At 37.6% G+C, this 25616-nt stretch carries 21 protein-coding genes and 1 other RNA gene; 6 read left to right on the plus strand and 16 right to left on the minus strand.

Going from position 1 to position 25616, the window contains the following annotated elements; translation table 11 throughout:
- The 3 genes from hemZ to I6751_RS04550 form a co-directional block, all read right to left on the minus strand.
- A complete protein-coding gene (gene hemZ, locus I6751_RS04540) occupies positions 1–1503 on the minus strand; it encodes a coproporphyrinogen dehydrogenase HemZ (RefSeq protein ID WP_196591861.1) in 1503 nt (500 codons plus the stop codon).
- The gene (locus I6751_RS04545) at positions 1485–1937 is read right to left on the minus strand and encodes a Fur family transcriptional regulator (protein WP_182188508.1); all 453 of its coding nucleotides are present in this window, start codon (positions 1935–1937) and stop codon (positions 1485–1487) included. Before I6751_RS04545 ends, hemZ begins: the two co-directional genes overlap by 19 nt.
- A 147-nt stretch (positions 1938–2084) precedes the next feature.
- The gene (locus I6751_RS04550; RefSeq protein WP_196591862.1) at positions 2085–3137 is read right to left on the minus strand and encodes a glycosyl hydrolase family 18 protein; all 1053 of its coding nucleotides are present in this window, start codon (positions 3135–3137) and stop codon (positions 2085–2087) included.
- A 62-nt stretch (positions 3138–3199) separates the two neighbouring features.
- On the opposite strand from I6751_RS04550, the gene I6751_RS04555 reads away from it, so the two are divergent.
- Positions 3200–3679: a hypothetical protein gene (locus tag I6751_RS04555; protein WP_196591863.1), complete on the plus strand. Its 480-nt coding sequence runs from the start codon at positions 3200–3202 to the stop codon at positions 3677–3679.
- A 1-nt stretch (position 3680) separates the two neighbouring features.
- Here the strand turns inward: I6751_RS04555 and I6751_RS04560 are convergent, their stop codons facing one another.
- The 5 genes from I6751_RS04560 to I6751_RS04580 form a co-directional block, all read right to left on the minus strand.
- Complete coding sequence (locus I6751_RS04560) at positions 3681–4499, minus strand: polysaccharide deacetylase family protein (RefSeq protein ID WP_231037959.1); 819 nt, start codon at positions 4497–4499, stop codon at positions 3681–3683.
- Between the two features lie 101 nt (positions 4500–4600).
- Positions 4601–4942 (minus strand): hypothetical protein, encoded by a 342-nt coding sequence (locus I6751_RS04565; protein WP_196591864.1) that lies wholly within the window; start codon positions 4940–4942, stop codon positions 4601–4603.
- A 136-nt stretch (positions 4943–5078) separates the two neighbouring features.
- Positions 5079–6056 carry a tRNA dihydrouridine synthase DusB gene (dusB, locus tag I6751_RS04570; RefSeq protein WP_196591865.1) on the minus strand — a complete coding sequence of 326 codons (978 nt, stop codon included), beginning with the start codon at positions 6054–6056 and terminating at the stop codon, positions 5079–5081.
- 36 nt (positions 6057–6092) lie between these two features.
- Positions 6093–6857 (minus strand): type III pantothenate kinase, encoded by a 765-nt coding sequence (locus I6751_RS04575; protein ID WP_196591866.1) that lies wholly within the window; start codon positions 6855–6857, stop codon positions 6093–6095.
- A gap of 24 nt (positions 6858–6881) precedes the next feature.
- Positions 6882–7856, minus strand: a complete 975-nt coding sequence (locus I6751_RS04580) for a biotin--[acetyl-CoA-carboxylase] ligase (protein ID WP_196591867.1) — start codon at positions 7854–7856, stop codon at positions 6882–6884.
- A 338-nt stretch (positions 7857–8194) separates the two neighbouring features.
- Between I6751_RS04580 and I6751_RS04585 the strand changes: the two genes are divergently transcribed.
- Positions 8195–9007 carry a polysaccharide deacetylase family protein gene (locus I6751_RS04585; RefSeq protein WP_196591868.1) on the plus strand — a complete coding sequence of 271 codons (813 nt, stop codon included), beginning with the start codon at positions 8195–8197 and terminating at the stop codon, positions 9005–9007.
- A gap of 60 nt (positions 9008–9067) precedes the next feature.
- Here I6751_RS04585 and I6751_RS04590 read toward each other — a convergent pair whose 3' ends face one another.
- Positions 9068–10978 (minus strand): sigma 54-interacting transcriptional regulator, encoded by a 1911-nt coding sequence (locus I6751_RS04590; RefSeq protein WP_196591869.1) that lies wholly within the window; start codon positions 10976–10978, stop codon positions 9068–9070.
- Positions 10979–11220: 242 nt separating this feature from the next.
- Between I6751_RS04590 and I6751_RS04595 the strand changes: the two genes are divergently transcribed.
- Positions 11221–11553: a hypothetical protein gene (locus tag I6751_RS04595; protein ID WP_196591870.1), complete on the plus strand. Its 333-nt coding sequence runs from the start codon at positions 11221–11223 to the stop codon at positions 11551–11553.
- Positions 11554–11635: 82 nt separating this feature from the next.
- Here I6751_RS04595 and dnaX read toward each other — a convergent pair whose 3' ends face one another.
- Together dnaX and ffs are read right to left on the minus strand one after the other, a co-directional pair.
- Entirely contained in the window at positions 11636–13384 is a 1749-nt protein-coding gene (dnaX, locus tag I6751_RS04600; RefSeq protein WP_196591871.1) for a DNA polymerase III subunit gamma/tau, read from the minus strand.
- A gap of 51 nt (positions 13385–13435) precedes the next feature.
- An RNA gene (gene ffs / locus I6751_RS04605) (signal recognition particle sRNA small type) lies at positions 13436–13535 on the minus strand.
- A 160-nt stretch (positions 13536–13695) separates the two neighbouring features.
- Here ffs and I6751_RS04610 point away from each other — a divergent pair.
- The gene (locus I6751_RS04610) at positions 13696–14073 is read left to right on the plus strand and encodes a methylglyoxal synthase (protein ID WP_196591872.1); all 378 of its coding nucleotides are present in this window, start codon (positions 13696–13698) and stop codon (positions 14071–14073) included.
- A gap of 253 nt (positions 14074–14326) precedes the next feature.
- Here the strand turns inward: I6751_RS04610 and bioF are convergent, their stop codons facing one another.
- From bioF to I6751_RS04625, 3 genes are all read right to left on the minus strand, one after another.
- The gene (bioF, locus tag I6751_RS04615; RefSeq protein ID WP_196591873.1) at positions 14327–16234 is read right to left on the minus strand and encodes an 8-amino-7-oxononanoate synthase; all 1908 of its coding nucleotides are present in this window, start codon (positions 16232–16234) and stop codon (positions 14327–14329) included.
- A 315-nt stretch (positions 16235–16549) separates the two neighbouring features.
- Complete coding sequence (locus tag I6751_RS04620; RefSeq protein WP_196591874.1) at positions 16550–17839, minus strand: aspartate aminotransferase family protein; 1290 nt, start codon at positions 17837–17839, stop codon at positions 16550–16552.
- A 57-nt stretch (positions 17840–17896) separates the two neighbouring features.
- Positions 17897–19822, minus strand: coding sequence for a peptidase U32 family protein (locus I6751_RS04625; RefSeq protein WP_196591875.1), 1926 nt, complete (start codon positions 19820–19822; stop codon positions 17897–17899).
- 453 nt (positions 19823–20275) lie between these two features.
- Between I6751_RS04625 and serA the strand changes: the two genes are divergently transcribed.
- Together serA and I6751_RS04635 are read left to right on the plus strand one after the other, a co-directional pair.
- Positions 20276–21859 (plus strand): phosphoglycerate dehydrogenase, encoded by a 1584-nt coding sequence (serA, locus tag I6751_RS04630; RefSeq protein WP_182188523.1) that lies wholly within the window; start codon positions 20276–20278, stop codon positions 21857–21859.
- A 235-nt stretch (positions 21860–22094) separates the two neighbouring features.
- Entirely contained in the window at positions 22095–23027 is a 933-nt protein-coding gene (locus I6751_RS04635) for a malate dehydrogenase (protein ID WP_196591876.1), read from the plus strand.
- 685 nt (positions 23028–23712) lie between these two features.
- On the opposite strand, the gene dhaL is transcribed toward I6751_RS04635, so the two are convergent.
- Entirely contained in the window at positions 23713–24333 is a 621-nt protein-coding gene (dhaL, locus tag I6751_RS04640) for a dihydroxyacetone kinase subunit DhaL (RefSeq protein ID WP_182188525.1), read from the minus strand.
- Positions 24334–24530: 197 nt separating this feature from the next.
- Positions 24531–25535, minus strand: a complete 1005-nt coding sequence (locus tag I6751_RS04645) for a GGDEF domain-containing protein (protein WP_196591877.1) — start codon at positions 25533–25535, stop codon at positions 24531–24533.
- Positions 25536–25616: the final 81 nt, after the last annotated feature.

Below are 25616 nucleotides of genomic sequence, written 5' to 3' on the forward strand. Positions count from 1 at the left end.
TTATTTTCCGTAAACTTCCTCCATCAAAGAGACACGCCGCATAATATAATCATCAACACTTTTCAAATAAGCAGCTAAATTTTTCGGGTTAAATAAAGTCTTTAAATATGTTCCCGCCGGAGCTACTATTTTTGTTGACGCATTGCCGCCTATTCCTAAAATAGTCTGGTGTTCACTCATTATTTGTATATTATATATACTTGCCGCATCTTTTTTGCAGTAACCTGTGTTTTCCAGTTGACCACTCATGTATCCCTGACGATAAAGATAATATGGCTGATAATCACTGCGACGCAGAGCATTTTCCACTATATGGGCCATCTTCTGGACGACAGCATCATTTGGCAGAGTAATGTCGGATTTATTTAGTTTCAGTGCCGATCCTTTTTTTATTGCCAGGGCATGTACTGTTATATCGTCCGGTGCTAATCCGATAACTTTTTTTATAGTATCGGATGTATCTGCATCTGATTCTCCCGGCAGACCTAATATCAAATCCATATTTATTTTTGCAGAACTCATCCGGCGGATAACATGATAGACATCTATGATATCTTGTGGAGTGTGTTTGCGTCCGATAAAATTTAAAGTTCGTTCTTGCATTGTTTGTGGATTTACACTGATTCTGTTGACGCAATACTTATTCATTAGCAGAATTTTTTCCTGGGTAATTGAGTCGGGGCGTCCTGCCTCCACAGTGAATTCAACAGTATCAACAGTCTTTAAAGATGCCGCATATTTCAGCAATGCTGCAAAATATTTTTCCGGCAGACTGGTGGGAGTACCCCCACCGATATATATCGTCTGCACTTTTAACTTATAACGGATGATCAATGACTGCAATGAAATTACTTCTTTATGCAGGGCAGCCATGAATGAATTCAAAACAGTTTCATCCGGCAGCAAGTTAGAAGGAAATGAACAATACAAACAGCGTGATAAGCAAAATGGTATACCAATATAGATACTGATTGTACTGGCATCGGACGAAGCAATTGTCGGCAGCTGACGATAGGCAATATCAGTAAGCAAAGCTGCCTTAACCGGTGAGACGGCATAATCGTCAATGAAACGTCTTATTATTGTCTCACGCGGCATACCAGAGGCAATATAGCGATGAACAATTTTAGCGGGTCGCACACCATGTAGTATTCCCCATGGTGCAGTTACCTTGCCAAATTTTGTTTTCAGCAGATGATAAAGATTCCATTTTATAAGGCGATTGACAGCGGCTTTAGAATTTTCATCACTGTTTGCAGCAGTTTCTTGCTGCAAACTCTCCGTTCGATCGTCTGTTGTTAAATAGATTCGTGTGTTTACTTTTAGTTCGCCAGCATTAGTGACAGTATTTTTTATTTCCATGACAGAATAATCACAATGCCGGACAGCTGTTTTAGGAATATACAACCTGAATAAAAGTAATATTTCTCTGATTATCTTATTGATAATTTCTTTATCATTATCAATTATAAGTTTGCCGATGGTTATAGTTTTTTCTGACATTCGCTGCAGTACCCATAAAACGTAACCTGATGGTCAGTTATTTTAAAATTGCTTTTTTTCATTATATCAGCTTCCAGGTCGTCCAATAAATCATCAGCAAATTCATTTACTTTACCGCATTTTACGCAAATTAAATGATGATGCTGGTGAGCATTGGGACTGGCCGTATTAAGCTCATAGCGACGGCAGCCATCACCAAAGTCATTTTTTTGCAAGATATTAATATCTGCTAAAAGTTCCAGGCTGCGGTAAACAGTTGCCAAGCCAATATCATAATCTTTATCTCGCAGAATGTAATGAACGTCTTCAGCACTCAGGTGTTTGCCAGGATTATCGATAAATACCTGTAAGACGACCTTTCGCTGCGGTGTAATTTTATGATGAGGTCCTTGTAATTTTTTTGTTAAATCATCAATGGTAATTTTTTTGCCCACAATTGTAAGCCCCTTTCTCAGAGTAATTTACCATGAATATTACTATCAACTAATTATTTTACCAAAAAATAGTATATATTACAAAGTATTTTTAAGAATAACCATAAATGCTTTTATTATAGTAAAAGCATAATCTAAAATATGTTATTAGTTTTTATCAACATTCAGTTTACGGTTAAACAACGGCCAGATGTCAGAAGTTTCAAATCCCTTGCGCCAGCTGGCAATACCAGGCAGGTTATACAAGCTGACTAAATTAAGTTTTTGGCTCAATGAAGCGGAATCTTCCTGCCAGACACGATAACGGAAATTTTTATCTTGATATTCGAAATAATACTGTTTTTTATCATCGAGCCAGTGTGGCGATAAATTATATTTGTCGATCAAAGAATGGGCTGATTCCATGCTTAAGGTCTGAGCTGTTACCTTGCCCTCACCTTCCCGCCAAAGGCGCATATATAAGGGGACTCCCAGCACAAGTTTATCGTTGGGGACTCCTTGGGCAAGTGTGGCTTCCAACCCCTTTTTTACCCAATCATATGAGGCAACTGAACCACTGTCCGATGACAGACGGCTGTGTTCATCATAGGCCATAAGGATAAGATAATCAAGTGGCTCAGCTAATTCTTTGCGGTCATAGCATTTAGACCATACCGGATTATCGGAAGGAATGGTTATATCCATGGATAAGGTCAAATTTTCACGATGCAGTACAATAGCAGACTGTCTGATGAAAGAAGTCAAAGCATTACGGTCCTGTTCGTAAATATTTTCAAAATCAAAATTATAACCGTCAAAATGATTCTTTTCAGCATAAAATACCAGCTGTCTTATTATATATTCACGTGCTGCCGGATCATTTAAAAAAGCATGCGTCAAATCCTTATCAAAGTCATTTGTAATTAATGGCCAAATCTTATAACCGTTTTCATGGATCCTTTTCACATAGTTTTCACTTATTGTTGTTTTAATAAAACCATTTGGTTTGACGATAGTAAGCCATGATGGTGAGATGACGTTTACACCGTCAATTTTAGGCTGACGTGATAAATCATTTGCGGTGTCAAACGTCGGCTGCCAGATAATATTTAATTTTTCTTTGGCAGAATCCTGCGATTCATTGCCAATACCAGCATCAACAGTAGAAAAGAGCATCATGCTGCAAAGTAAAAATGCTATAAATATTTTTATTGAATACATATTCACTCCATTAAAATGGTATAATTAAACAATAAATTATTATTTTACGTGAGGCTAATGCTATGAATACAACACTGACTTTGAGGTGCGGACACAATATTACTGTCAATTTGCCTGATGATACAAAAGCTCAGGCTGTTTTAATAAAAAAATATCAATCACAGGATTGTCCAATTTGCCGCCGTAAAAAACAAACAATTGCAGCCGCAGAAAAAGCAGGCCGAATGCAGCTGATAATGAGTGCCTGTAAACCATTACTGGGAGAGGTTTCTGCTGTTGAACAGGCTGAACGGATACGTGAAGGTAAACTGCGTATGCTTGATGCATTATTTGATAAGACGGTTTTGGCTTATGAATTTAGCAGTGACAAAGAAAAACAAACATTTGAACACTATAGGTGTCGAACTATCCGGCGTTTTTGCGACAAGCAGAATGCTGCATGGTGGCTCGAACGGCGCAATATGCCGGTGGAAAGTATCATAGAGACCCTAAAGGAAAAAAGTTTTTTAATTGACGGACGACTGTTTCAGGAAAAAAAATAATTTATCGTTTGCGGCGCCATTTCTTAAAACCGCGTTCCCATTTGCGTAAAGCTATAAAAAGTATAAACAGGCGGCTTGTTTTTAAGATAAATTCCCATTTTGACTGATGTGACGGAATAGGGATACGTGGTAAGGCATACAAATCAATATGGAATAAATTGACACCTTCAAATATGGCAAAAGCAGCTTTGTAGCCAGTTTTTTTTGCTGCAGCGGCAACAGATTCATTAAAATTTCCATACGGATAACATAAAAAATCACCGTTAGCAGATAAAGCATTGGACAATAACTGCCTACTGTCGTGTAATTCATCAATGATTTTGGATTCAGTGCAGTTTGTTAAAAAAGGATGCGTCATTGTATGTGAAGCAATTAGCTGACCATGCTGCTGCCAGTCCAGCAATTGTTCCTTGGTCATTGTAATTGTTTTTTCTTTACCAAAATTTTCCCAATTATTTTTTTTGCCTATCCAGTTGCCAATGGGAAACACAACAGCAGTCATCTTATATTTTACCAATAATGGTAAAGCAGCTGTATAATTATCAGCGTAACCATCATCAAAGGTGAGCAAAATTGATTTAGACGGTAATTTTTTTCTTATGGCATAAAAATCATACAGCATATTTAAGGTTATAGTATGATAATTTTTTTTATGCAGATAATTCAGCTGCCAGGCGAACTTTTTTACAGACAAACTATTCCTGTCGTTTTTAACATCTGCGATGCGGTGATACATCAACACTGGTATATAATGGGCTGAACGGGCAATAAAACAAATGACTGTCAAAATTATAAACAACAGTATTAAAAAAAATATCATAATGAAACTCCAATTATTAAATAATAACAATAGCGGCAGGTTACTGCCGCTATTTATAATCATGTAAGCAAAAATGATAAGGTAAATGACATTTTTATCGTTTAATGCAAAATTTTAAAGATAACCCATACTATAAAAATTGACAATAAAGCTATTGATAAAAATGGTAAGGCTACAAATATCATAAAAGCCATTGCTGCTAAAATGATTAATCCGATAGTAAATCGTGACATCCAACTGTTTTTAGAAGATATATTCCAAATGTGATACTGTCGATAATGTGGTCTGGCATGGCTGTGCTGGCGGTTATTTTCCTCTTCTATGGTCACACCGGAATAATTATCTTTTTCGCGTTCAGTCATCACAGAAACACCATTGTCAAAACCACAGTAAGGGCATGTAGACGCATCACCAATTTCTCTTTTGCAATTAGAACAAATCATATTTTTCTCCTTGCTGTTAAGAATAAACAGCAGATATATTATCTGCTATAAATAATATATTATTTTATAGCTTATACTTGCAGTTTCTTATATTCTATCACATAATAGGTATTTTTATGAAGACATATGATACTTTTTAGCAAATATCTTTATTGTACTTTTCCATTTCATTAAGAATGACAATAAAATCGTTTCGTGTCTGTGCTAAATTGAATTGCCGGCGCAGTTCAGCTCCGCCGGGTAAACCACGCGTATACCATGTGGCATGCTTACGCATTTCACGCGGTCCTATATAACTGCCTTTTTTAGCCAAAAGCATGTCAAGATGTTCGAGTATAACCATTTTTCTTTCTTGAATGGTAGGGTCAGGCGGCTGGTGACCGGTTCGTAAAAATTCACTGAATTTATGAAAAATCCATGGATTTCCCTGCGCTGCGCGGCCAATCATGACTGCATCGCAATGAGTCTGAGCAAAAATAGTCATCAAATCATGGCATGTTCGTATATCACCATTGCCAATGACCGGAATTTTAACTATTCGTTTTACTGCGGAAATAATTGGCCAGTCAGCATTACCACTGTAAAATTGTTCGCGTGTTCTACCGTGTATGGCTATTGCATCCATTCCGGCCATTTCAGCCAATTTTGCCATGTCCAGTATATTTATATGTTCATCATCCCAGCCCTTGCGCATTTTTACTGTCACAGGCAGACTGACAGCTTTTTTCACAGCCGTCATTATAGCAAAAGCTCGTTGTGGATCCAGCATTAAGGCAGCGCCTTCATGATTTTTTACTATTTTAGGAGCAGGACATCCCATATTAATGTCAATTATATCGGCACAGCCGCACGCTTCTACGTATTTAGCAGCTTCCGCCATGCTTTCCGGGGTTTCACCAAATAATTGTAAAGTCAAGGGATGTTCGCGTTTGTCAGTCTCAAGCATTGACAATGTATGCTGATTCTTGAAATGGATTCCCTTATCGCTGACCATTTCTGAATAAACCAGACCGCAGCCCATACGGTGGGCTAAAATACGGTAGGCAGTATCAGTTACACCTGCCATTGGTGCTAAAAAAACAGGCGTATCAATTTGTAAATTACCAATAAACATGTCTTGTTTGTTATGTATGCTCCTTAATATAATAATCTATTTATTTCTTTCATATAGTACACGCAGTCCGGTCAATGTAAGAAAATGATCTGTCTTGTCTATCGTTTTGGATTCACGTGCAATCATATTGGCAAGTCCGCCGGTTGCCACCACTTTCATTTCTGTATTTAATTCTTTTTTCATACGGCAGACAATACCATCAATCTGTCCAACGGCACCAAATATGATACCGGCTTGTATACCTGTTATTGTGTTATGGCAGATGACAGCCTTGGGGGTAACCAGTTCAATACGTGGCAGTTTAGCAGCGCGTTGGAATAAAGCTTCACTTGAAATGCCGATCCCGGGGGCAATAGCCCCGCCCAGAAAATCCCCGTTTTTACTGACTACATCAAAAGTCGTGGCTGTTCCGATATCAATAACGATCAAAGGTCCGCCGTATTGCTCAAAGGCACCAAGCACATTAACGATACGGTCCGCGCCGATATCACGGGGATTCTCATATTTTAACTTTATGCCGGTTTTGATACCGGGTCCCACTAAAAGCGGTCTTATGCCAAAGTAACGCTGGCACATTTTTATTATAGGCACAACCAGAGGCGGAACCACTGATGAAATGACAATTGCGGTGATGTCAGACATCGAGATACCCTGAAAACGAAATAATTCATTAATCAGCATCCCGTATTCGTCACCTGTTTTTTGACGGTCAGTCGAAATGCGCCAATGATGCATCAATCTTTTTCCATCATACGTACCTAAAACTATATTGCTATTACCAATGTCGAATACCAACAACATTTTCAGTTATACTCTCCTAATTGTTTATTTTGCTGAACGTATGGAAACATCTCCAGCCAATACCCGTACTACTTTTTTACCTGTATCAATTAGCAAAGCCCCATAATCATCGATGTCAATGGCTTTACCGTAAAAAGTTTCATTCACGCTAATGACCTTCACATTATTGCCTAAGGTTACTGAGTATTTTTTCCATTCAGCAAGAATTGTCGAAAATCCATATTGTTTAATATCATAATAGGCTCTTTCCAATTCCAACAGTATCTGCGCCAGCAACGATGCCCGTGATACTTTGACACCGGTAATCTGCAGCAGTGATGTGGCAATTTGGCCAATATCAGCCGGCATGTCCTGTTCGCTGATATTAACATTAACACCCATACCGATAATGACATAGTTTATCCTGTCCATTTCAGCATTCATTTCGGTTAATATACCTACTAATTTTTTGCCATTATACAAAATATCATTTGGCCATTTTATCCCGACTGCTACACCGGTAATGGCTGATATTGCCTTAGTGATTGCCACTGCAGCCATAAGGGTGCATTTTGGTGCCTCCTGTGGTAGAAATTGCGGACGCAGGATAATTGAAAACCAAATTCCCTTTTGTGAAGGAGAGAACCAGCCTCTGCCAATTCTTCCTCTGCCGCTGCCTTGCGCTTCACTTACGATGACGGTGCCTTCAGCTGCATCTTCTAAGGCAGCTTTTTTTGCGGCATTATTTGTGGAATCAACAGTTTTATAATATTTTATTTCATTGCCCAAAAATTTTGTTTGTAAAACAGCTTTTATTTCACCGGGGGTAAGTAAGTCCGGAGCGCTGATAATACGGTATCCGCTGCGTGATTTACTATCAATATTGTATCCTTCTTTTCGTAAAATACAGATATGTTTCCAAATGGCAGTGCGTGAAACAGAAAGTTTCTCTGCCAGATAGGCTCCCGACACATATTCACCGTTAGCTTTATGTAAAATAGTTAAAATTTCCGAACGCATTTAAACATAACCTTCTTTTGATATATAATAATACACTCGTAATCTCAAAATTAATTTTTGATTTGCCTGCGGCACAAATATCTGATGCATAGTTTAAATGTGCAATATAGCAACATACACTTCACTGTACCTGGACAGTTTCTTATTTTTCTTGCAGACAGATAAATTCCGGTAAGCATTGTCTTTATAAAAACATTACACATAGTTCGTCCCAAATATATTATTAATCATACCCTATGAGTTTTATTTTCGCAAGAAAAATAAACTGGCAAAATTATTTTAGGATTGTTATAATGAATTTATCAGTTAAACTTTGAGAGGAGTAATTAATAAAATACATGCGCTATTCATTGATCAAAAAAATTGTTCTCATTATTTTTTTATGTTTTATTCCTGTGATATTGACCAGTCCGCATGTTGTTTCGCAGAACAGCACGGCATTGGAAAATACCGGACAGGACGGTATTATCGTTTTAAATTATCATAAAATAGACGATGTCAATATATCTCTTTCTGTAAGGCCGGCGGATTTTGATAAACAGATGGCTTATTTAAAAAACAATGATTACAATGTAATTACACCGGATGATCTTTATGAAAATCTTGAACAAGGTAAAGAATTGCCGCCCAATCCTGTCCTTATAACTTTTGATGACGGTTATGAAGACAATTATAAAAATGCCTATCCCATATTGAAAAAATATGGTTTTACTGCAACTGTTTTTGTAATAACAAGTTTTTTAAATAAATATCCTAATTATCTGACATGGGATCAATGCAGGGAATTGAAAGAAAATGGTTTTTATATTGAATCACATACGGTTACACATCGCTCTTTGACGGAATTGACTAACGAACAAATAAAAGATGAGATTGTTCAATCAAAAGCGGCCCTCGATAAAAACTTGGGGCAGAATACATATTATTTTGCTTATCCTACTGGTACTTATAACTTATATATAGCGCAAATGCTTAAAGATGCAGGTTATCGCGCAGCTTTTACGATAAAATATGGAACAGCAGAAACCTCAAGTAATATTTTTGCTTTGGAGCGAATACCGATTTTTCATACGGCTGATACGTTCAGTTCCTTTTATCGCCGTTTAAATTATATTCCGTTATTTGAAAAATTAGGCTGGATAAAAAGCTGATTTATATGAATTTATGGTATACAAAAAGGGCAGATTATTCTGCCCTTTTTGTATACCATATTATTTTTTTACGCCATATTTTTTGATATAACGATACAAAGTAACTCTGCTGACGCTTAATAGATTAGCCAGACGGCTGATATTGCCACCGGCGGACTGCCAAGCACTCATAAATATATCCTTATCATCTTTCCATTTACTGTCTGGCTTTATGTTACCCATGAGGTTTATGTCTTCAGCATAGATAGTATCATCAATAGTGGTAAATACGGCATTTTCAATAACACCCTGCATTTGTTTGATGTTACCTGGCCAATCATATTCTGATAACAGCTTTATTGCTTCGCTGCTGAGCTGCTTCGTACTTAATTTGTGCTGTGCTGACAGTTCCTTTAAAATACTTTCCGCCAACAAAGGTATGTCATCTCTGCGGCTTCTCAATGGAGGCACATGAATGATACTATGCGAAATTATCTCAAATAAACGTTTATCAAATAGATTTTTTTCACATAAACGACGCAGATTACTGTCTGATGAAGCAATTATCCGCACATTGATGCTGCGTTCCACATCTTCACCGATACGGCAGATCTTTTTGTTCTGCAAGGCATCGGCAAGTCGTTCAGCTGTTTGTAACGGTAGTTTTTCTATTTCGTCAAGTAATAAAGTGCCGCCGCTTGCCAGTTCTAATTTTCCGGGATGACTCAACTCCTTGCCCATTTTGGCTCCAAACAATTCTTGTTCTAATAATTCCGGTGTTATATCACTGCAATTTAATGATATAAGCGGACCATGTGAACGAGAACTTGCCATATGGATGCCGTGTGCCAGACGCTGTTTACCGGTACCGGCTTCCCCCTGCAACAGGATATGATAATTTTTTTTAGCGGCTCTTGCTGCACGCTCTTTCATTAATTTACAAGACGAGCTGATGCCGACAATGGTATCCAGACTGTATTTTGCTGTATAACCGGCAGCATGAGCTACCAGCATACGCAGATCTTCGATAGGCATGGTAACGGCCACAACACTGTCGATACTGCCGTCATTACTGTCTTTTATCGGAACTACTGTCGTAATATCTTCATAGGTTTTTACCTGGGTAGTCCAGGTTATTTCCTGATTAATGCACGATACCCCTTCGAAGCCTTTATAAATGGGTGTATGCTTATAATTTAATACCACATCGTTGAGATTTAAGGTTTTCTTTGCCTGTTCATCAATAGCACCTATACCGGCGAGACGAGAAATTCCTAATTTATTGGTATAGGCAACGTCACCATTTTTAAGAATATGATATACGGCAAAAGGTGTAGCATTTAATATTTCTTCTTGTGCCTGCAAAAACATTTTTTGTTTTAAATGTATTTCCATACCGGTCTTAATTGCCATCAGTAAAGCAATTATCCCGTCCTGCGGCAGCTTATCATAATCGCGGCACAAAACAGTGACTATGTAAGCTGTATTGCCACACACCATAATCGGTGCAGAACCCGTATCACAATCATGATATTCCTTAAACCATATTTCCGGTCCGAACATCCAGAACAAACTTTTATATTTAGCCGTGATATTGGAACTGAACGTACCAACAGTTTTTTCGTCTAAACAAATGCCTTCAATTTTTTTAGAAAGCAATCGATTGTAAGGGGAAGAATAATTTTTCAATACTGTGCATTCACTATCGAGTAATAGCAGGCAAATATCATATTCCTGCAGAAAATCTTTTATCCCCTCAGTAAAATCCTGCATATATTCCATTGCAGCATTGTGATGTGCTTGAAGTGCCTTTAAATTTTCTTTGTCCATTCCATTTACATCATTAAATTTTTTTGCAGCTATCGTAAGTCCTTTGCTTTCCTGCCACGAATCAGCAATCCATGGATGCACGTTAGGATCAATTACACCGCTTTCCATGAAACTATTATAATAATTCGCTAATTTTTCTCGGTTGCGATTTTGTCTAATCATTATGTTCTTGCGTCCAAATACATTTGACGCAAAATGTACACCTCTATTCTTTATTTTTAATAAAACTTAACAAGACATATGTTATATTGTAGCAATCATTGGCAAAAGTATCAATCCATATTTAGAAAAAAACTGTTATTATTTTATGAATTTTATAAATATATTATAAAAAATTGCGATATTACACGATAATATAAAATATATGCTATAATATAAAAAATTAATAAAAAGGATTGATGTTAATGTCACGCTATTCAAAGCGTATTAGTGAAAAAATTGAAAAGACAAAAAGTACTGCCAATCCGCCGGAAAAAAAAGCCGGTCGTGATATTCTCCTGCTTATTTTAATCGCAGTAAACTTTTTATTTCTTATATTAGGCTGGTCACAGGCACTTATAATTGATAAGGCGATTTATATCTTATTGGAATGTTCCTTGATATCAATTTATGCTTACAGACATGCCAGACTCAATGAAAAAAATACTGAACGATTGAAATACATGGGCCTTACTTTTATGGGCATTGCCTTTGCCTGCTTTATTTATAGTGCCTATATACGTTATTTTGCAAATTAAGCTGTTTAATTTGCAGCAATACGGTATCAAACAGGCTGCCGGCATTTGGTATTGGCAGCCTGTTTGGATTTCACAAATTTTATCAATCATCATCTTCCACAATATTGTCACCGAAAATTTTCACGGCTGTTTCCAATCGCACTTTTTCTTCCTGACTTAAATTATCCTTTTCCTGTAAAGTTTTGGTTTTATTGGTTTTTTTCGGCTGAGGTTTATTTTCTTCCGATGCAGCAGTCGGATTGTTGCTGCCAGAACTATCCATTACACATAATAAACTGATTTTGTGACCGCTTTTTGCCAATAAAATATCTTCCAGCAAATTTTTATAGTCTGCCTGTTCAGTACGAGCCTTAAGAAAGGGAATTTTAAAAGCCAAAGTCAGACGGCCATTTTCTATACCGCGGAGCTGTGCCTTTTCAATGCAGGCCAATGCCATTTTTTTGTGCTCATTTTCCAATTCTGTCAGTACGGCTTTCCATAGGTCGGCAGCATTTTTTACAGTAATATCAAGATCAGGTGCTGCTCCGGACGGGACCGGGCGGGAAAGTGTAGTTTCAGATGATTTTTTTGGAGTTGTCATCTGCCGGTCATTATTTTTGACAGTTGATGTCGGCACGGTAATATTTGCTGGCGATTGTTTTTTTTCAGCCGCTGGTTTCATATTTTTGACGATGTTTTCCAAATGTTCTACTTTTTCTTCTAATATTCTCAGCTGTGAATTACCGGCAATTTCTTCTGCTGCTGTACCATCAGGGTATACACATAGCTTCATCAGGGCCATTTCCACTGTGATTCGCGGTTGTGGTGACCATCGCAGCTGCGTCAGCGCATCATATATTTGTTCTATCATCGATGCCAGCCTGGTATGTGAAAATGATTCAGCCTGTCGTTTTACAATAGCATTGTCCTCATGGTAGACATCGGCTGATAGCTCACCTGTGGCTTTATATATCATCAAAGCGCGCCAATGCAGTGTCAATTCTAATAAAAGTTGATTTAATGCCATGCCGCCTGCCAAAAGATCATCTATTATTTTTAATATTTTGAGGGTGTTGTTTTCTAAGATCGCATCAGTCAGCTGCCATACACAATCATAGCTTACTATTCCCAATATAGTACATACATTATCAGCAGTTAGTTTTTCGGCCGACAGCGCCGTACATTGATCGAGCATGCTTAAGGCATCACGCATGCCGCCGTCTGCGTGAACGGCGATGATGTCCAAAGCTTCATCATCTGTCTGTATTTTCATTGCAGCAGTAATTTTTTGTAATTGTTTGGTGATAGCCTGTTTAGTTATCCGTTTAAAATCATACCTTTGACAACGTGATTGAATTGTTGCCGGAACCTTATGGATTTCGGTTGTTGCTAAGATGAATACAACATGGACCGGCGGTTCCTCTAAGGTTTTCAACAGAGCATTAAAGGCCTCCGCAGTCAACATATGCACTTCATCAATGATATAGACTTTGTATCTGCCATCGACGGGGGCAAATTTTACTGTTTCACGTAAATCGCGTATTTCATCAATGCCACGATTCGATGCCGCATCAATTTCGTAAACATCCATCGAGGTATTGTTATTTATTTTTTGACAGTTGGCACATTTATTACATGGGGTAGCAGTAGGTCCGTGTTCACAATTAAGTGCCTTCGCCATGATTTTTGCTGTACTTGTCTTACCTGTGCCGCGTGGTCCGGAAAACAAGTAAGCATGTCCTATTTTACCGGTTTTTATAGCCTGTGCCAAAGTATGGCTGATATGGTCCTGTCCAATTAAATCGGCAAAATCCTTGGGCCGCCACTTGCGGTATAAAGCTATATAAGCCATAGAAATCCATCACCTTAAAAAAAATAAAAACAGCTTCTAAAGTCAGACTGCGACGCTCAGGCACCCTCACGGCACACGAAGGTGATCACTTACCGCTGCTTCCTTCCGGATCTGACGGGGTTCATGAGTCTTCATTGCGTGAGACCCAAACGCCGCAGTCTCACCTGAGAAACTGCTTTTGCTTAATTATTCTAACATAACTCGGACGTAGTTGCAAGAATATATATTTACCCGCACACTTAAATGAACTATACTATAAATAGATATGAAAGATATTAAATTGTTTTTGAAAGGGTTGGTGTTATAAACTTATGAAAACTATCGCATTGATTGCCCATGATGAAAAGAAAAATGAAATGCTTGATTTTGTTAATAACCACAAAGACTTATTAGAAAAATTCCACCTTGTTGCTACTAAAACCACTGGTGAGCTCATAAATGAAAAATATCATCTTAATGTTGAAACCATGCTGTCAGGGCCAATGGGCGGTGACCAGCAGATAGGTGCTCTTGTCGCCACAGAAAGGGTAGACTATGTAATATTTTTACGTGATCCATTAAATGCGCAACCGCATGAACCTGATATTAATGCCCTCCTAAGGATTTGTGATGTGCATAATGTACCACTAGCTACTAATCGAAAAAGTGCACATATTTTATTAAAATATGTTTCCAGTAAAATGGCATAATCAGCTGCAGGTTTTCCCAGACAATTCCTTTTTACACTATATAATATAATAATATTTTCTGGCTTGCTAAGGAAAATCGTGTTGTTTTTTGCCAGACCGGAACAGATATTATTTAAGATATTACCATTAGTCAACAAATGAGAAGAATAGAATAGTATGCCGCAGTCCATGTAAACCTTCAAGCCGATATGTAAAATCAGTTTGGGGGTTTTGTCATGCATAATGTAAAATGAAACCTAAATCTTTATATTTTTTATAGGTTGATGGCGGCACTGATTTTTTTTGCTGCCAGCTGAATCTCTGCTTCAGTATGTGTCGCCATAACAGCCGCCCGCAATATGGCCGCTCCTTTTGCCACGGTAGGATAACGAATTGCTGTAAGAAAAATATTTTGCTGGAATAATTCTTTTTCTATTCGTATTGTTTTGGCTTCATCTCCTATTTTTATCGGGACAATTGCTGAATCGCTATTAGCCGAAATTCCATTTATCCTTAGTGTTTCGCAGAAACATTGAACATTTTTCTGAAGCTTTTTTACTATACCGGGGTGGTTTACTAAAATATCCAAAGCTGTAAGCGCCGCGGCAAGTGTTGCCGGTGATTGACTCGTTGAAAAGATATAACTGCGGGCTGTGTTGCGCAAATAGTCAATCAATATTTTGCAGCCGCAAACATAACCACCTTCACTGCCCAATGATTTTGATAACGTGCCCATAAGGATATCTGGTTTTTTCTCCATTTTATAGTATTCACAGATACCCTTTCCATTTGAACCGATTACGCCTGTAGCATGTGCTTCATCTACCATTGTCAGTACATTATACTTGTGTGACAAACTCATAATTTGGGGCAGATTGGCAATATCACCATCCATGCTAAATACGGCATCGGTCACAATTAACCCTTGACAAGGGGCGAATTCACGCAATTTTGCCTCAAGACTATCCATATTATTATGATTATATATTACAATTCTGGCAGAACTCAGCCGACAACCATCGATAATGCTGGCGTGATTTAGCTCGTCACTGTATATTATCCAGCCTTTTTGGCAAATGGCTGAAATAATTCCTAAATTTGCCATATAACCTGTGTTAAATAACAATGCGGCTTCTGTATTTTTGAATTTTGCTAAAGCACATTCCAATTGATTATGCAGTGAAAGTGTTCCTGTTGTCAATCGTGAGCCACCAGAACCGCAGCCGTATTTTTTTATGGCTTGTTCAGCTGATTCTTTGACCACAGTATTATTGGATAGTCCAAGATAATTATTTGAAGCCAGCATCAGCATACGGCGACCCTGATAAATTACATGGGCAGACTGGGCAGAAGTTATTTCGCGCGTTTGACGATAAAGATGCAGCTCCTTTTTATTTTGCAGGTACTTTTCCATTTGCTGGATATAATTTATGGGAGTAATTGATTTTTCATTTGGAAAATACGGTACATGGCATACTAGTACTCTTTGTTTTTCCAAATAATTAATACATTTGGCAATGTCCTGTTTAGGACCCTGATATAAAAATATACGTCCCCCGTTTGGACAGCCCATATTTTTCAATTTACTGATTCTAACATAACCAATATTTTTGGCAGCAATATATCCTGTCACATAATCAGGATCATCCGATATACATATTTCTGCAATGATATGTGGGGCAGCGACTACCTTACTGGCAAGAACTATTGCTTCCTGAAAGTGATTTTTACAACTGTCAGGCAGTCTGTCCAGTGAATGTTCAGCATCCATATAAGTTGCTCTGATGCCGCGCCCAAAATCAGGCTCCAATCTGCTTAAATCATTAACATCCAGAAGTATTGCACCGCGCATAGTATAAGTATCTGCGAATCTTTTCATGATTTCGGTACCATTTTTTATTCCCAGTTTTGACAAATATTGTAAAATTACCTCTTGTCCTTCTTCGGGAGTGTTCACCATGACGGACGAAACCGGCAAGGCATTTATATATTCCAGATCATCAGGCCATACAGTTTCAATTTTCATATTAATAAAATCGGCCTGACCTTTAGCATGATGGAGGGCACGTGATAATAAAGCGTTCATTTGAGCGGGGAGCTCTTGTTCATGTAAAATTTTTTCTGCTCCAGACACGTGCTGCGAATTTTTACTGGCGCGCATTTTTAAACTGTAAAAAGACATATCTACATCTCCTAACCAGATTTTTGTTATGCCCATTATAATATACTGGTTTGTTTCTATTGTCAACTATATATAATTATTGAGTTGACAATAGACTGATAAAAATAGACTGCTGCATACAGTAAATAATAATTATGTAAATTACCTAATTAGACGACATTTATTCTTAGTATAGTCGGATAAATTCAGGCATACTGCATATTTATCTAAAATACTGTCACAACAATCTATTTGTGGAACCTCATACTATTTTGACAAGAACTATATTTTTCATATTTTATTTTTTATTAAGTCTATTTTCCTATTATAAAACCATTACTCAAATTTCTTGATAGTCTGTTCCAAGGCATTGAGCAATTTGTCAATATCGGCAGCTGTTATTACGAGCGGCGGTTGAAATGCCATGACATTTCTTGATACGCCGTTTTTACCGATTATAAATCCATTATCCTTCATGTCTTCTAATATTAAATCAAGCTTGTCCGGTGCCGGTGAACCGTCCGGATTGATAAACTCTGCTCCGATCATGAGACCGATACCTCTTACATCACCAATTACAGGATGCTGTTTTTGTATATTTTGCAGACCGCGTTTTAATTGTTCGCCGCGTTTTTGAGCATTGATCATTAAGCCGTGTTCTCTTATATACTTTAACACGGCCATCCCGGCAGCAGTAGACACCGGATTACCACCTAAAGTGGATGCTCCCGGTCTTACATAAACATCAGCAATTTCCGGTTTGGCTATAAAAGCACTTATTGGTGCGCCATTTCCTAAAGCTTTCGCTACCGTCATTATATCAGGCACAACATCAAAATTTTCTATGGCAAACATCTTGCCGGTACGGGCAAAACCGGTTTGTACTTCATCAATAATCAATAAAATACCATGTTTGTCCAAAATTTCTCTGACACGCCTAAAATAGTTTTTTGGTGGAACAACTATACCACCATTACCCTGAATCGGTTCGGCAATAAATGCAGCTACCTTGCCGGAAGCAGCATATCCTGCAATATCTTCTATCATATTGGCGCATTCAAGATCACATTCAGGATAATGTTTCTTTAAAGGACAGCGATAACAATTGGGGTTAGGTGCAAAATGAATGCCGCCCACCGGATTGGGATCGGTACGCCACATGCTTATACCGGTTAAGCTCATTGTCAATTTGGTGCGTCCGTGCAGGCCATGCCGTAAACCAATATACTCACTGCTGCCGGTATAAAGCTGTGCCAGGAGCAATGCACCTTCATTAGCTTCTGTTCCTGTAGAGCAAAAGAATGATTTTTGCAGTGAACCGGGGGTGGCTTGGGCAAGTTGTTCGGCTAAATCGACAAAATTTTCGGTGAGATATATATTGCACACATGCTGCAAAGTTTGCACTTGTTCACAAACTACCTTGGTGATTTCTGGATTGCAATGTCCGCAATTGATAACCGACACACCGGCAAAACAATCCAAATAACGTTTTCCGTTACTGTCATAAAGATATTGCATGCTGCCCTTTACAAACTGCGGTGGTTCCTGATAAAAATGTCCCAAACAAGGCATGATATATTTTTTCTTTTTTTCGATTATTCCTTTCGGTCCAATATAGTCTGCCATCTGATTACCTCTTGTTCTCTGTGATAAATTTTTATAAAAATACATAAATAAAAATAATTATTTAGCCGTTTCATAACGGTAAACACCGCTGCCGAGCGGGCGCGGACCTGATTTTGCCATTGATTCAATCATTTTACCGATATTACAGCTGGAAAAATCATCAATAGCCTGACGATAAATGCTGACTATTTGTCCGGTATACTGTGGTGTATAGTCCTGCGCCTCAATGCAAAAGGATTTTGCTTCGGTCAGACTGCTAAGATAAGGAAGCAGGCAAAGATCATGAGCAAATAAAATATTATTTCTATTATATTGTGTACGCCTTATTGAATGTATTTCATCTGCTGTATCAATGAAAGCATAATGTTTATCAAATACAGCCGGATCTTCCAAAGGTGTTTTACCGGTTTCCTCTGCAATAAAATCGAAATCACAAATCATTGCCTCCACAGCGCCATGTACAACTATTTCGACTGGCAGAGAACTTTTTTTCAATAATTCAACAATCTGCTTATGGGGCAGTTCAAAAGATGCCGCTGCCATAACGGCACCCTCATGCTTTAGCAAAGCAGCAGTTTCAGCATTGAACAGATTGAAAGAAGTACCACACTGCACGGATAATTGTGTACACTTTTCAGCCAGTAGAAAACTTCCCATGTTATGAACCAGAATACCATCAGGATCGATCGTAGATAATTTGCCGAATAGTTGTTCCAACTCGCTGAGCTCATGTGCACGGGTTATTCGTGGCGTGGAAATAATAAATTTGCAACCGGTGGCAGCAGTAATTCTTCTTCCTTCCATAAAGTCCTCCAGCGTCCAGGGACGAAGCGGCCGATAAACATCACCACCGGCATATATGACATCTGCCCCATTGCTGCAGGCTTCTTTCAAATGATCTAAGGAAGCACACCGCACTGATAATAATGGTTTATTCTTGCTTTTTTCCTCTATTGGTATGACTTCATTGCCGACAGCGGCTTCTTTTACAGCTTTACTGAAAAACCGCGGTTCATCTTCGCCGCTCAAACCAATGTCATCATAGGTTGGTTTATCAAGAGCAAAACAAGTAGAAAAGCCTCTTACTTTTATATCATTAAGCTTGTTTTGTTCCTCTTTAGTTACATTGTATCCTGTCGGATCAGCGATATATTTGTCTATAGCCCGACGATAGAGACTGACTAACTTACAGACAAATTCAGCATCACGCATGCGGCCTTCTATTTTGAAGGAATATACACCAGATTGGATCAGTTCCGGTAATGCATAATACATACACATATCTTTTAGTGCCAGCTTATAGGAGAAATCCTTTTGTGCCATGCAGGATGGATTTCGTACTGCATGTTCCGTACCAAATTTATACTGCCAGCGGCATGCCTTCATGCAGCGGCCGCGATTGCTGCTGTTACCGAAGACAACACCTGAGTGTAAGCATTGTCCGCCTTCGGCAATACACATATCACCGTGGATGAAGTATTCCAGTTCAATGTCACTTTTTTGCTTCAGCAACTGTATTTCACTCAAGCTCATTTCACGACTGGCCACAATACGGCTGATGCCGTATTCCTTAAACTTCCTTACCATAGCAGCGTTATGAGTGTTCATCATTATTGATGAATGAAGATTAAGTGACAAACCCAGCTCTTTTACGAGTTTTATTACGGATAAATCCTGGATAATAAGAGCATCTGGTTTTATATCATCGTTTAAACATTTTAAATATTCAACAAGCTGCGGGATTTCCGTATCGCTTATAAGATTATTTAAGGTCACATACAATTTTACACCATGTTCATGAACATATTGCACAGCCTTTTTTAAAGCGATATTATCAAAATTATAATCATCACGAAACATTCGCATATTGAATGCTTTTCCGCCTAAATAGACGGCATCCGCACCAGCTTTGGCGGCAGCTTCCAAAGTATCCCACTTGCCGACCGGAGCCAAAAGTTCAACTGATTTTTTATTGAGCAACATAAATTACTAATTCCCATCCTTACTAAAAATATTTCTAAAATTTTACACCGACCTGTATTTTTATAAGACAAAATAATAAATCACTAAATATAGCATTAATAACATTGCATAAGTGATTTATCTATTTAATTATACAATATTATTACAAGATTTACACATAAAACCATTGATTTATTTCGTGATTAGCATATTTTATGCGTATGCAACCAAATATACTTCATTTTGCAGGTGAGATTTTTATTGTTTTTCTTACTTTTAAAACGAAAAATTTTTGTCTGTCGGCAAATAGTCTAATTTTTTAAATTATCGGTAATTCGGACAAAAATCTTTTCATATTCAACATATATATATCTTTTCTACTTGACGCATATAACATTGATAAACTAAAATAATTAAGTGGATAAAGTATTTGTTAACTTATCTTCATTTCAAAAAAGGAGACAGGATATTATAATGAAAGTTTTAGTTGCTGATGGCGTATCAAAAAAAGCTGTTGACATATTAGGCAAAGATTTTGAGGTAACCGTCAAGGATAAATTACCGGCAGAAGAATTACTGGAAATAATTCCTGAATTTGATGGAATTATTGTACGCAGTGCTTCAAAAATTACCAAGGACGTAATAGATAAGGCCGTAAAACTCAAAGTAATCGGTCGTGCCGGTGTAGGTACTGACAATATTGATATTTCTGCTGCAACACAACGCGGCATTATTGTTTTAAACGCTCCGGAAGGAAATACCATAGCAGCTACTGAACATACAATGGCTATGATGCTCTCTATGAGCCGAATGATCCCGATAGCCAATGAAACTTTGCAAAAAGGTGAATGGAACCGCAAAAAATATGTAGGGGTTGAATTGTGCGGTAAGACCCTTGGGATTATTGGCCTGGGCCGCATTGGCTCAGGTGTTGCCAAAAGGGCAATGGCTTTTGATATGAAAGTAATTGCTTATGATCCGTATTTGAATGAAGATAGAGCCAATGCTTTAGGTGTTACTATTGGTTCTTTGGATGATGTAATAGTAAATTCTGATTTTATAACCGTTCACATGCCACTCACATCACAGACAAAAAATATGTTAAACAAAGATAATATCTGCAAAATGAAAAAAGGAGTACGTCTTGTTAACTGCGCCCGTGGTGGTATTATTAATGAACAAGACTTGGCTGATGCTGTAAAAGACGGTCAGGTGGCCGGCGCCGCTGTTGATGTTTTTACTGCGGAACCATTAGCCGCCGATAGTCCGCTGCGCCATGTGCCGGGTATCGTCTTAACGCCACATTTAGGTGCTTCAACTGTAGAAGCTCAATTGGGAGTGGCAATCGATGCCTCAAACGGTGTTGTTGCTGCTTTAAAGGGCGAACCTGTATCCACGGCTGTGAATATGGCGCCGGTATCGGCTGAAACCATGAAAAAAATTCGTCCGTATCTGACCTTGGCCGAAAGACTTGGCTGTACGGCTCAATCATTATCTGACGGTCCTATTATCGATTTAACTGTGCAGTACAATGGCGATATTGCTGACATAAACACAAAAATGGTAACAATTGCTGTTATTAAAGGAATTTTAAATCCTATTCTCCAAACAGCTGTTAATTATGTGAATGCTCCTTCAATTGCCAAACAGCGCAATATCAAAATACAGGAAATAAAAGATAAAGATGTTGAAGATTTTGCCAATTTGATAACCGTGACAGTAAAGACTCCTAAGGGAGAACAGACTGTTCAGGGGGCACTATTTGGCATGGAAGGCCGTATAGTATCAATAAATGAGTATCGTGTTGATGTAGACCCGCATGCGAGGATATTGATTTGCCCACATATAAACAGGCCGGGGATGATCGGACAGGTTGGTTCCCTGCTGGGAAAACACAAAATAAATATTTCCGGTATGCAAGTCGGGAAAACAGCTATTGCCGGCACCAGTATGATGGTTCTTACCATCGATGATGTGATACCGCAGTCTGTAATTGATGAAGTTATGAAAATAGACGGTATTTTTGATGCTAAACTAGTAAACTTTTATGCAGTATAAAATCATATAGTAATGCAATAGTATAATGATAATGATTTTATTAATTTTGATAAAACAAAAGCTGTAAATCTTTCATTTTAATAGTAAATTATTATCAAGCGAATTTATTTGTTGGTCGCTATATATTATTTTTATTGTCCTATAAGTAAATACTTTACTTATAATCCCGATTGTATTATACTTTTACTTAAAGATGGATATAGCAATCCATAATTTTTAAGGAGGCTTCTTAAATATGAAAATTTCTGTTATTGGTGCTGGTAACGTAGGCGCCACTGCTGCTAACGTACTGGCCTTAAAGAATTTTGCTGATGAAGTAGTACTGCTCGACATTAAAGAAGGCGTTGCTGAAGGCAAGGCCATGGATATGATGCAGACCGTAAAAATGATGCACATTGACACCAAAATTACAGGCATAACAAACGATTATTCCAAAACTGAAAATTCAAATATTGTTATCATAACTTCCGGTATACCTCGTAAACCCGGTATGAGTCGTACAGATCTTATCGGTGTTAACTCCAAAATTGTAAAATCAGTTATGGATGAAGCTTTAAAGCATTCTCCTAATGCTGTATTCCTGATTATCTCTAATCCGGTTGATACGCTTACATATCTTGCATTAAAAGACAGCGGATTGCCGCGTGAACGCGTATTAGGCATGAGCGGACTTCTTGATGGCAGCCGTTTTGAATATTATCTGGCACAGGCTATTGGTTGTCCTGTAGGTGATATTGATGCGATGGTCATTGGTGCTCATGGCGACTTAATGGTACCTCTTACTCGTATGGCTACTTATAAGGGAGTTCCTGTTACAGAATATCTTTCAGATGATAAACTTGCCGAAATTGAACATGCGACTCAGGTAGGCGGTGGTACACTTACCAAGTTACTTGGCACTTCTGCATGGTATGCTCCAGGCACTACTGCTGCTACAATGGCAGAAGCAATAGCTAAGAATACAGGTAAGACACTTTCCTGCATTGCTTTGCTTGACGGTGAATATGGTGAACATGATGTATGTGCCGGTGTACCTGTAGTACTTGGTAATAAAGGTATAAACAAAATATTGGAATTACCGCTTGATGAAAAAGAAAAGAAAATGTTCCAGAACAGTGTTGACAGTGCTAAGGAAACCAATGCTAAATTAAAAGATGCTTTAAAATAATTTAACATTGCTAAATTAAAGATAGGCAGAGGTTTGGGTTTATACCAAGCCTCTTTTTTATATCAGAACTTTTTTATATTACCAGTTTGTCAAATTTGCATCAAAAATAAAGACGGCTTGCAATTACACACAAGCCGTCCTCAGCAATAACTCAATGTTAATCCCTCTCTATTTTATTGTCTGTATATATTTTTTCGCGATTTAAATATATACTCTATAGAACATAGTCGACTATTTGGAAATGACGCGTAATCGCTATCATTAAATATGAAGATTCTCAAAGCGAACCACCATACTTATCTAATGCGCATTATTGTGACTCATGAAATGATACTTGTTTTAGTACAACTTCTACACTTTTGTGTCGATGAATACTCATTATAAAGAGTGGGCAACTTCACTTCCCCTACACCTCAGTAAAAATTGATGCTAAACCAACTCATGACATCTTCTATAATACGTCACATCCCTTCTCAATTCCTACAGTTAATCCATACTCTATATTGATCAATATACTCATTAGAAGAGATATGATGATACCTATTGTAACTTCTATTAGGTTCATCTTTCTCTACTACAAGTATAGCAACAAAATATAAATATTGCAAGAGATAATAGAATATTTATTATAAATTTTCAGAAACAATCAACCAATCCCTGAATAGGGATTGGTCAATAAACATAATTAATATTTAAGAAAATTAAATAATTCACGAACCATGATTAAAGACGACATTGCACCAGGGTCTTCATGTCCGATACTGCGTTCGCCGATATAGGCTGCCCGACCCTTAGTAGCTGGAATAGTCTTAGTATAATCCAGTCCTTTTTTTGCTGCTTTGACCGCTGCTCCGATACATTGATACAACGTGTTATCTTTCACTTGCTCAGGTGTAAAACATTCATATACCGGTACTAGTACATCCAGCATAGTCTTTTCCCCGACATCTGAATGGCCACGTTTTTTTATACCGTCTATTGCCGCTTTTAATAATTTTTCTACATTTTCAATGTTGAACTTGGTATTTTCATCACAAATGTCTGCTGCCCGTAAAAATGCTGTGGCATATAAAGGTCCGGATGCACCTCCGATGCTTTCTGCGAAAGCTTTTCCTACAACAGTAAAGACCTTTTTTGCACCATCCAGGTCTTCAATCTTATCAAGTGCGTCCACTGCTGCCTCGAAACCACGAGCCATATTTGTTCCATGGTCACTGTCGCCGATAGAATCCAATCTGTCTAACAAGTCACGTTGTTTAATCACTGCTGCTGCAATATAATCAATAGCATCTTTTAATCTAGTCAATATAATTCCTCCAAAAAAGATATTATATTTATTGTATCATAAAACACCATAATTAATAAATACAATATATATAAAATATTTGATTATATTTCAAAGTTTTGTAAAATTCAATAGAAATTTAGTTATTGTAAGACTAATTTGAGGGAAACTGACAAAATAAAATATATAATTAATTATTTTATGACAATAAAAGCTATTTAATTTTCTTCATTTTGATAAACAATTTTAGCAGATAGCGGGTTAACAGAGGCAATTTCATATACAGATGATTTGGATTGAATGATATGACCGTTAAAGGATATGCAGTTTCTGCCCAATTTTTTTGCATCGTATAGTGCTTCATCGACTTTTTTATAAAACACGGTTAGGGTATCATCAACTTGCGGAATGCGTGTCACGATACCGATACTTACAGATAAAAAATTACAGGGGATATTTTCCAAATTGATTTTTGTATTCAGCCTGATAATATCCGCAGAAAGCTTTTGGCTCATCTTTAAAACATAATCATCTTTTATATCCGGCAGAAAGATTAAAAACTCATCTCCCCCAATCCGGCTTACAATATCTGTTTTACGTTTAAAACAATTTCTTATACTGTCTGCCACTTGACGCAATATATTGTCACCTTCCGGATGTCCCAGGGTATCATTATAATTCTTAAAATAATCAATATCGACCAGTATAATGCCCACATGCTTTTTGTCGCGTTTGCAGCCGTTCCAAACGAGTTTTATTGACTGTTCCAAACCATTGCGGTTGAGTAATTGCGTTAGACTATCTACTGTCGCTTGTATTTTTAAATGATTTATTTCTTCCATTTCAGTCATAAATGAATGGACAATTATTTTAGTATTGGCATTTGCCCGGAAAAGTACGCCGATATTAATGAAAAAGAGAATCGAAAATAAATCGATGCGTATCTGTGTGAGGAAAAACAATAGCGCTGTAACACTGGTCGTGATAAAAAATACCACCAATAATTTTCGAAAAGTCAGAAGAAAGACTGCACTGCATAACAAAAAAACGGCAGAAGAAAACACCGACAGTTGAACCGGCAGCGATTCCAGCCCGGGTGTCGGAACAAAAACTAATATGCCAATAAATACAGTAATACTGATAGCTGATCCGACACGATTCCTATTATAATCCTTTATTTTAGTTTCTACTTGCCGTACTATCTGATTTTCATTATCCGTCATGATCTACTCCAATAAATTTTGCAGTTGTCCCTTACTTTATTGAATAATATTTTACTGTGCTGGTTTTTCCGTAAACCCCTT

Origin of the sequence: Pectinatus frisingensis, assembly GCF_015732285.1 — a bacterium.
GTDB classification, from domain to species: Bacteria; Bacillota; Negativicutes; order Selenomonadales; family Selenomonadaceae; genus Pectinatus; species Pectinatus frisingensis.

Excerpts from the sequence above, each read along its gene's own strand:
- hemZ (WP_196591861.1), bottom strand. The coding sequence starts at position 1,503 with ATGTCAGAAAAAACTATAACCATCGGCAAACTTATAATTGATAATGAT.
- I6751_RS04550 (WP_196591862.1), bottom strand. The coding sequence starts at position 3,137 with ATGTATTCAATAAAAATATTTATAGCATTTTTACTTTGCAGCATGATG.
- I6751_RS04555 (WP_196591863.1), top strand. The coding sequence starts at position 3,200 with ATGAATACAACACTGACTTTGAGGTGCGGACACAATATTACTGTCAAT.
- I6751_RS04560 (WP_231037959.1), bottom strand. The coding sequence starts at position 4,499 with ATGATATTTTTTTTAATACTGTTGTTTATAATTTTGACAGTCATTTGT.
- I6751_RS04565 (WP_196591864.1), bottom strand. The coding sequence starts at position 4,942 with ATGATTTGTTCTAATTGCAAAAGAGAAATTGGTGATGCGTCTACATGC.
- dusB (WP_196591865.1), bottom strand. The coding sequence starts at position 6,056 with ATGTTTATTGGTAATTTACAAATTGATACGCCTGTTTTTTTAGCACCA.
- I6751_RS04575 (WP_196591866.1), bottom strand. The coding sequence starts at position 6,857 with ATGTTGTTGGTATTCGACATTGGTAATAGCAATATAGTTTTAGGTACG.
- I6751_RS04580 (WP_196591867.1), bottom strand. The coding sequence starts at position 7,856 with ATGCGTTCGGAAATTTTAACTATTTTACATAAAGCTAACGGTGAATAT.
- I6751_RS04585 (WP_196591868.1), top strand. The coding sequence starts at position 8,195 with ATGCGCTATTCATTGATCAAAAAAATTGTTCTCATTATTTTTTTATGT.
- I6751_RS04590 (WP_196591869.1), bottom strand. The coding sequence starts at position 10,978 with ATGATTAGACAAAATCGCAACCGAGAAAAATTAGCGAATTATTATAAT.
- I6751_RS04595 (WP_196591870.1), top strand. The coding sequence starts at position 11,221 with ATGTCACGCTATTCAAAGCGTATTAGTGAAAAAATTGAAAAGACAAAA.
- dnaX (WP_196591871.1), bottom strand. The coding sequence starts at position 13,384 with ATGGCTTATATAGCTTTATACCGCAAGTGGCGGCCCAAGGATTTTGCC.
- I6751_RS04610 (WP_196591872.1), top strand. The coding sequence starts at position 13,696 with ATGAAAACTATCGCATTGATTGCCCATGATGAAAAGAAAAATGAAATG.
- bioF (WP_196591873.1), bottom strand. The coding sequence starts at position 16,234 with ATGTCTTTTTACAGTTTAAAAATGCGCGCCAGTAAAAATTCGCAGCAC.
- I6751_RS04620 (WP_196591874.1), bottom strand. The coding sequence starts at position 17,839 with ATGGCAGACTATATTGGACCGAAAGGAATAATCGAAAAAAAGAAAAAA.
- I6751_RS04625 (WP_196591875.1), bottom strand. The coding sequence starts at position 19,822 with ATGTTGCTCAATAAAAAATCAGTTGAACTTTTGGCTCCGGTCGGCAAG.
- serA (WP_182188523.1), top strand. The coding sequence starts at position 20,276 with ATGAAAGTTTTAGTTGCTGATGGCGTATCAAAAAAAGCTGTTGACATA.
- I6751_RS04635 (WP_196591876.1), top strand. The coding sequence starts at position 22,095 with ATGAAAATTTCTGTTATTGGTGCTGGTAACGTAGGCGCCACTGCTGCT.
- I6751_RS04645 (WP_196591877.1), bottom strand. The coding sequence starts at position 25,535 with ATGACGGATAATGAAAATCAGATAGTACGGCAAGTAGAAACTAAAATA.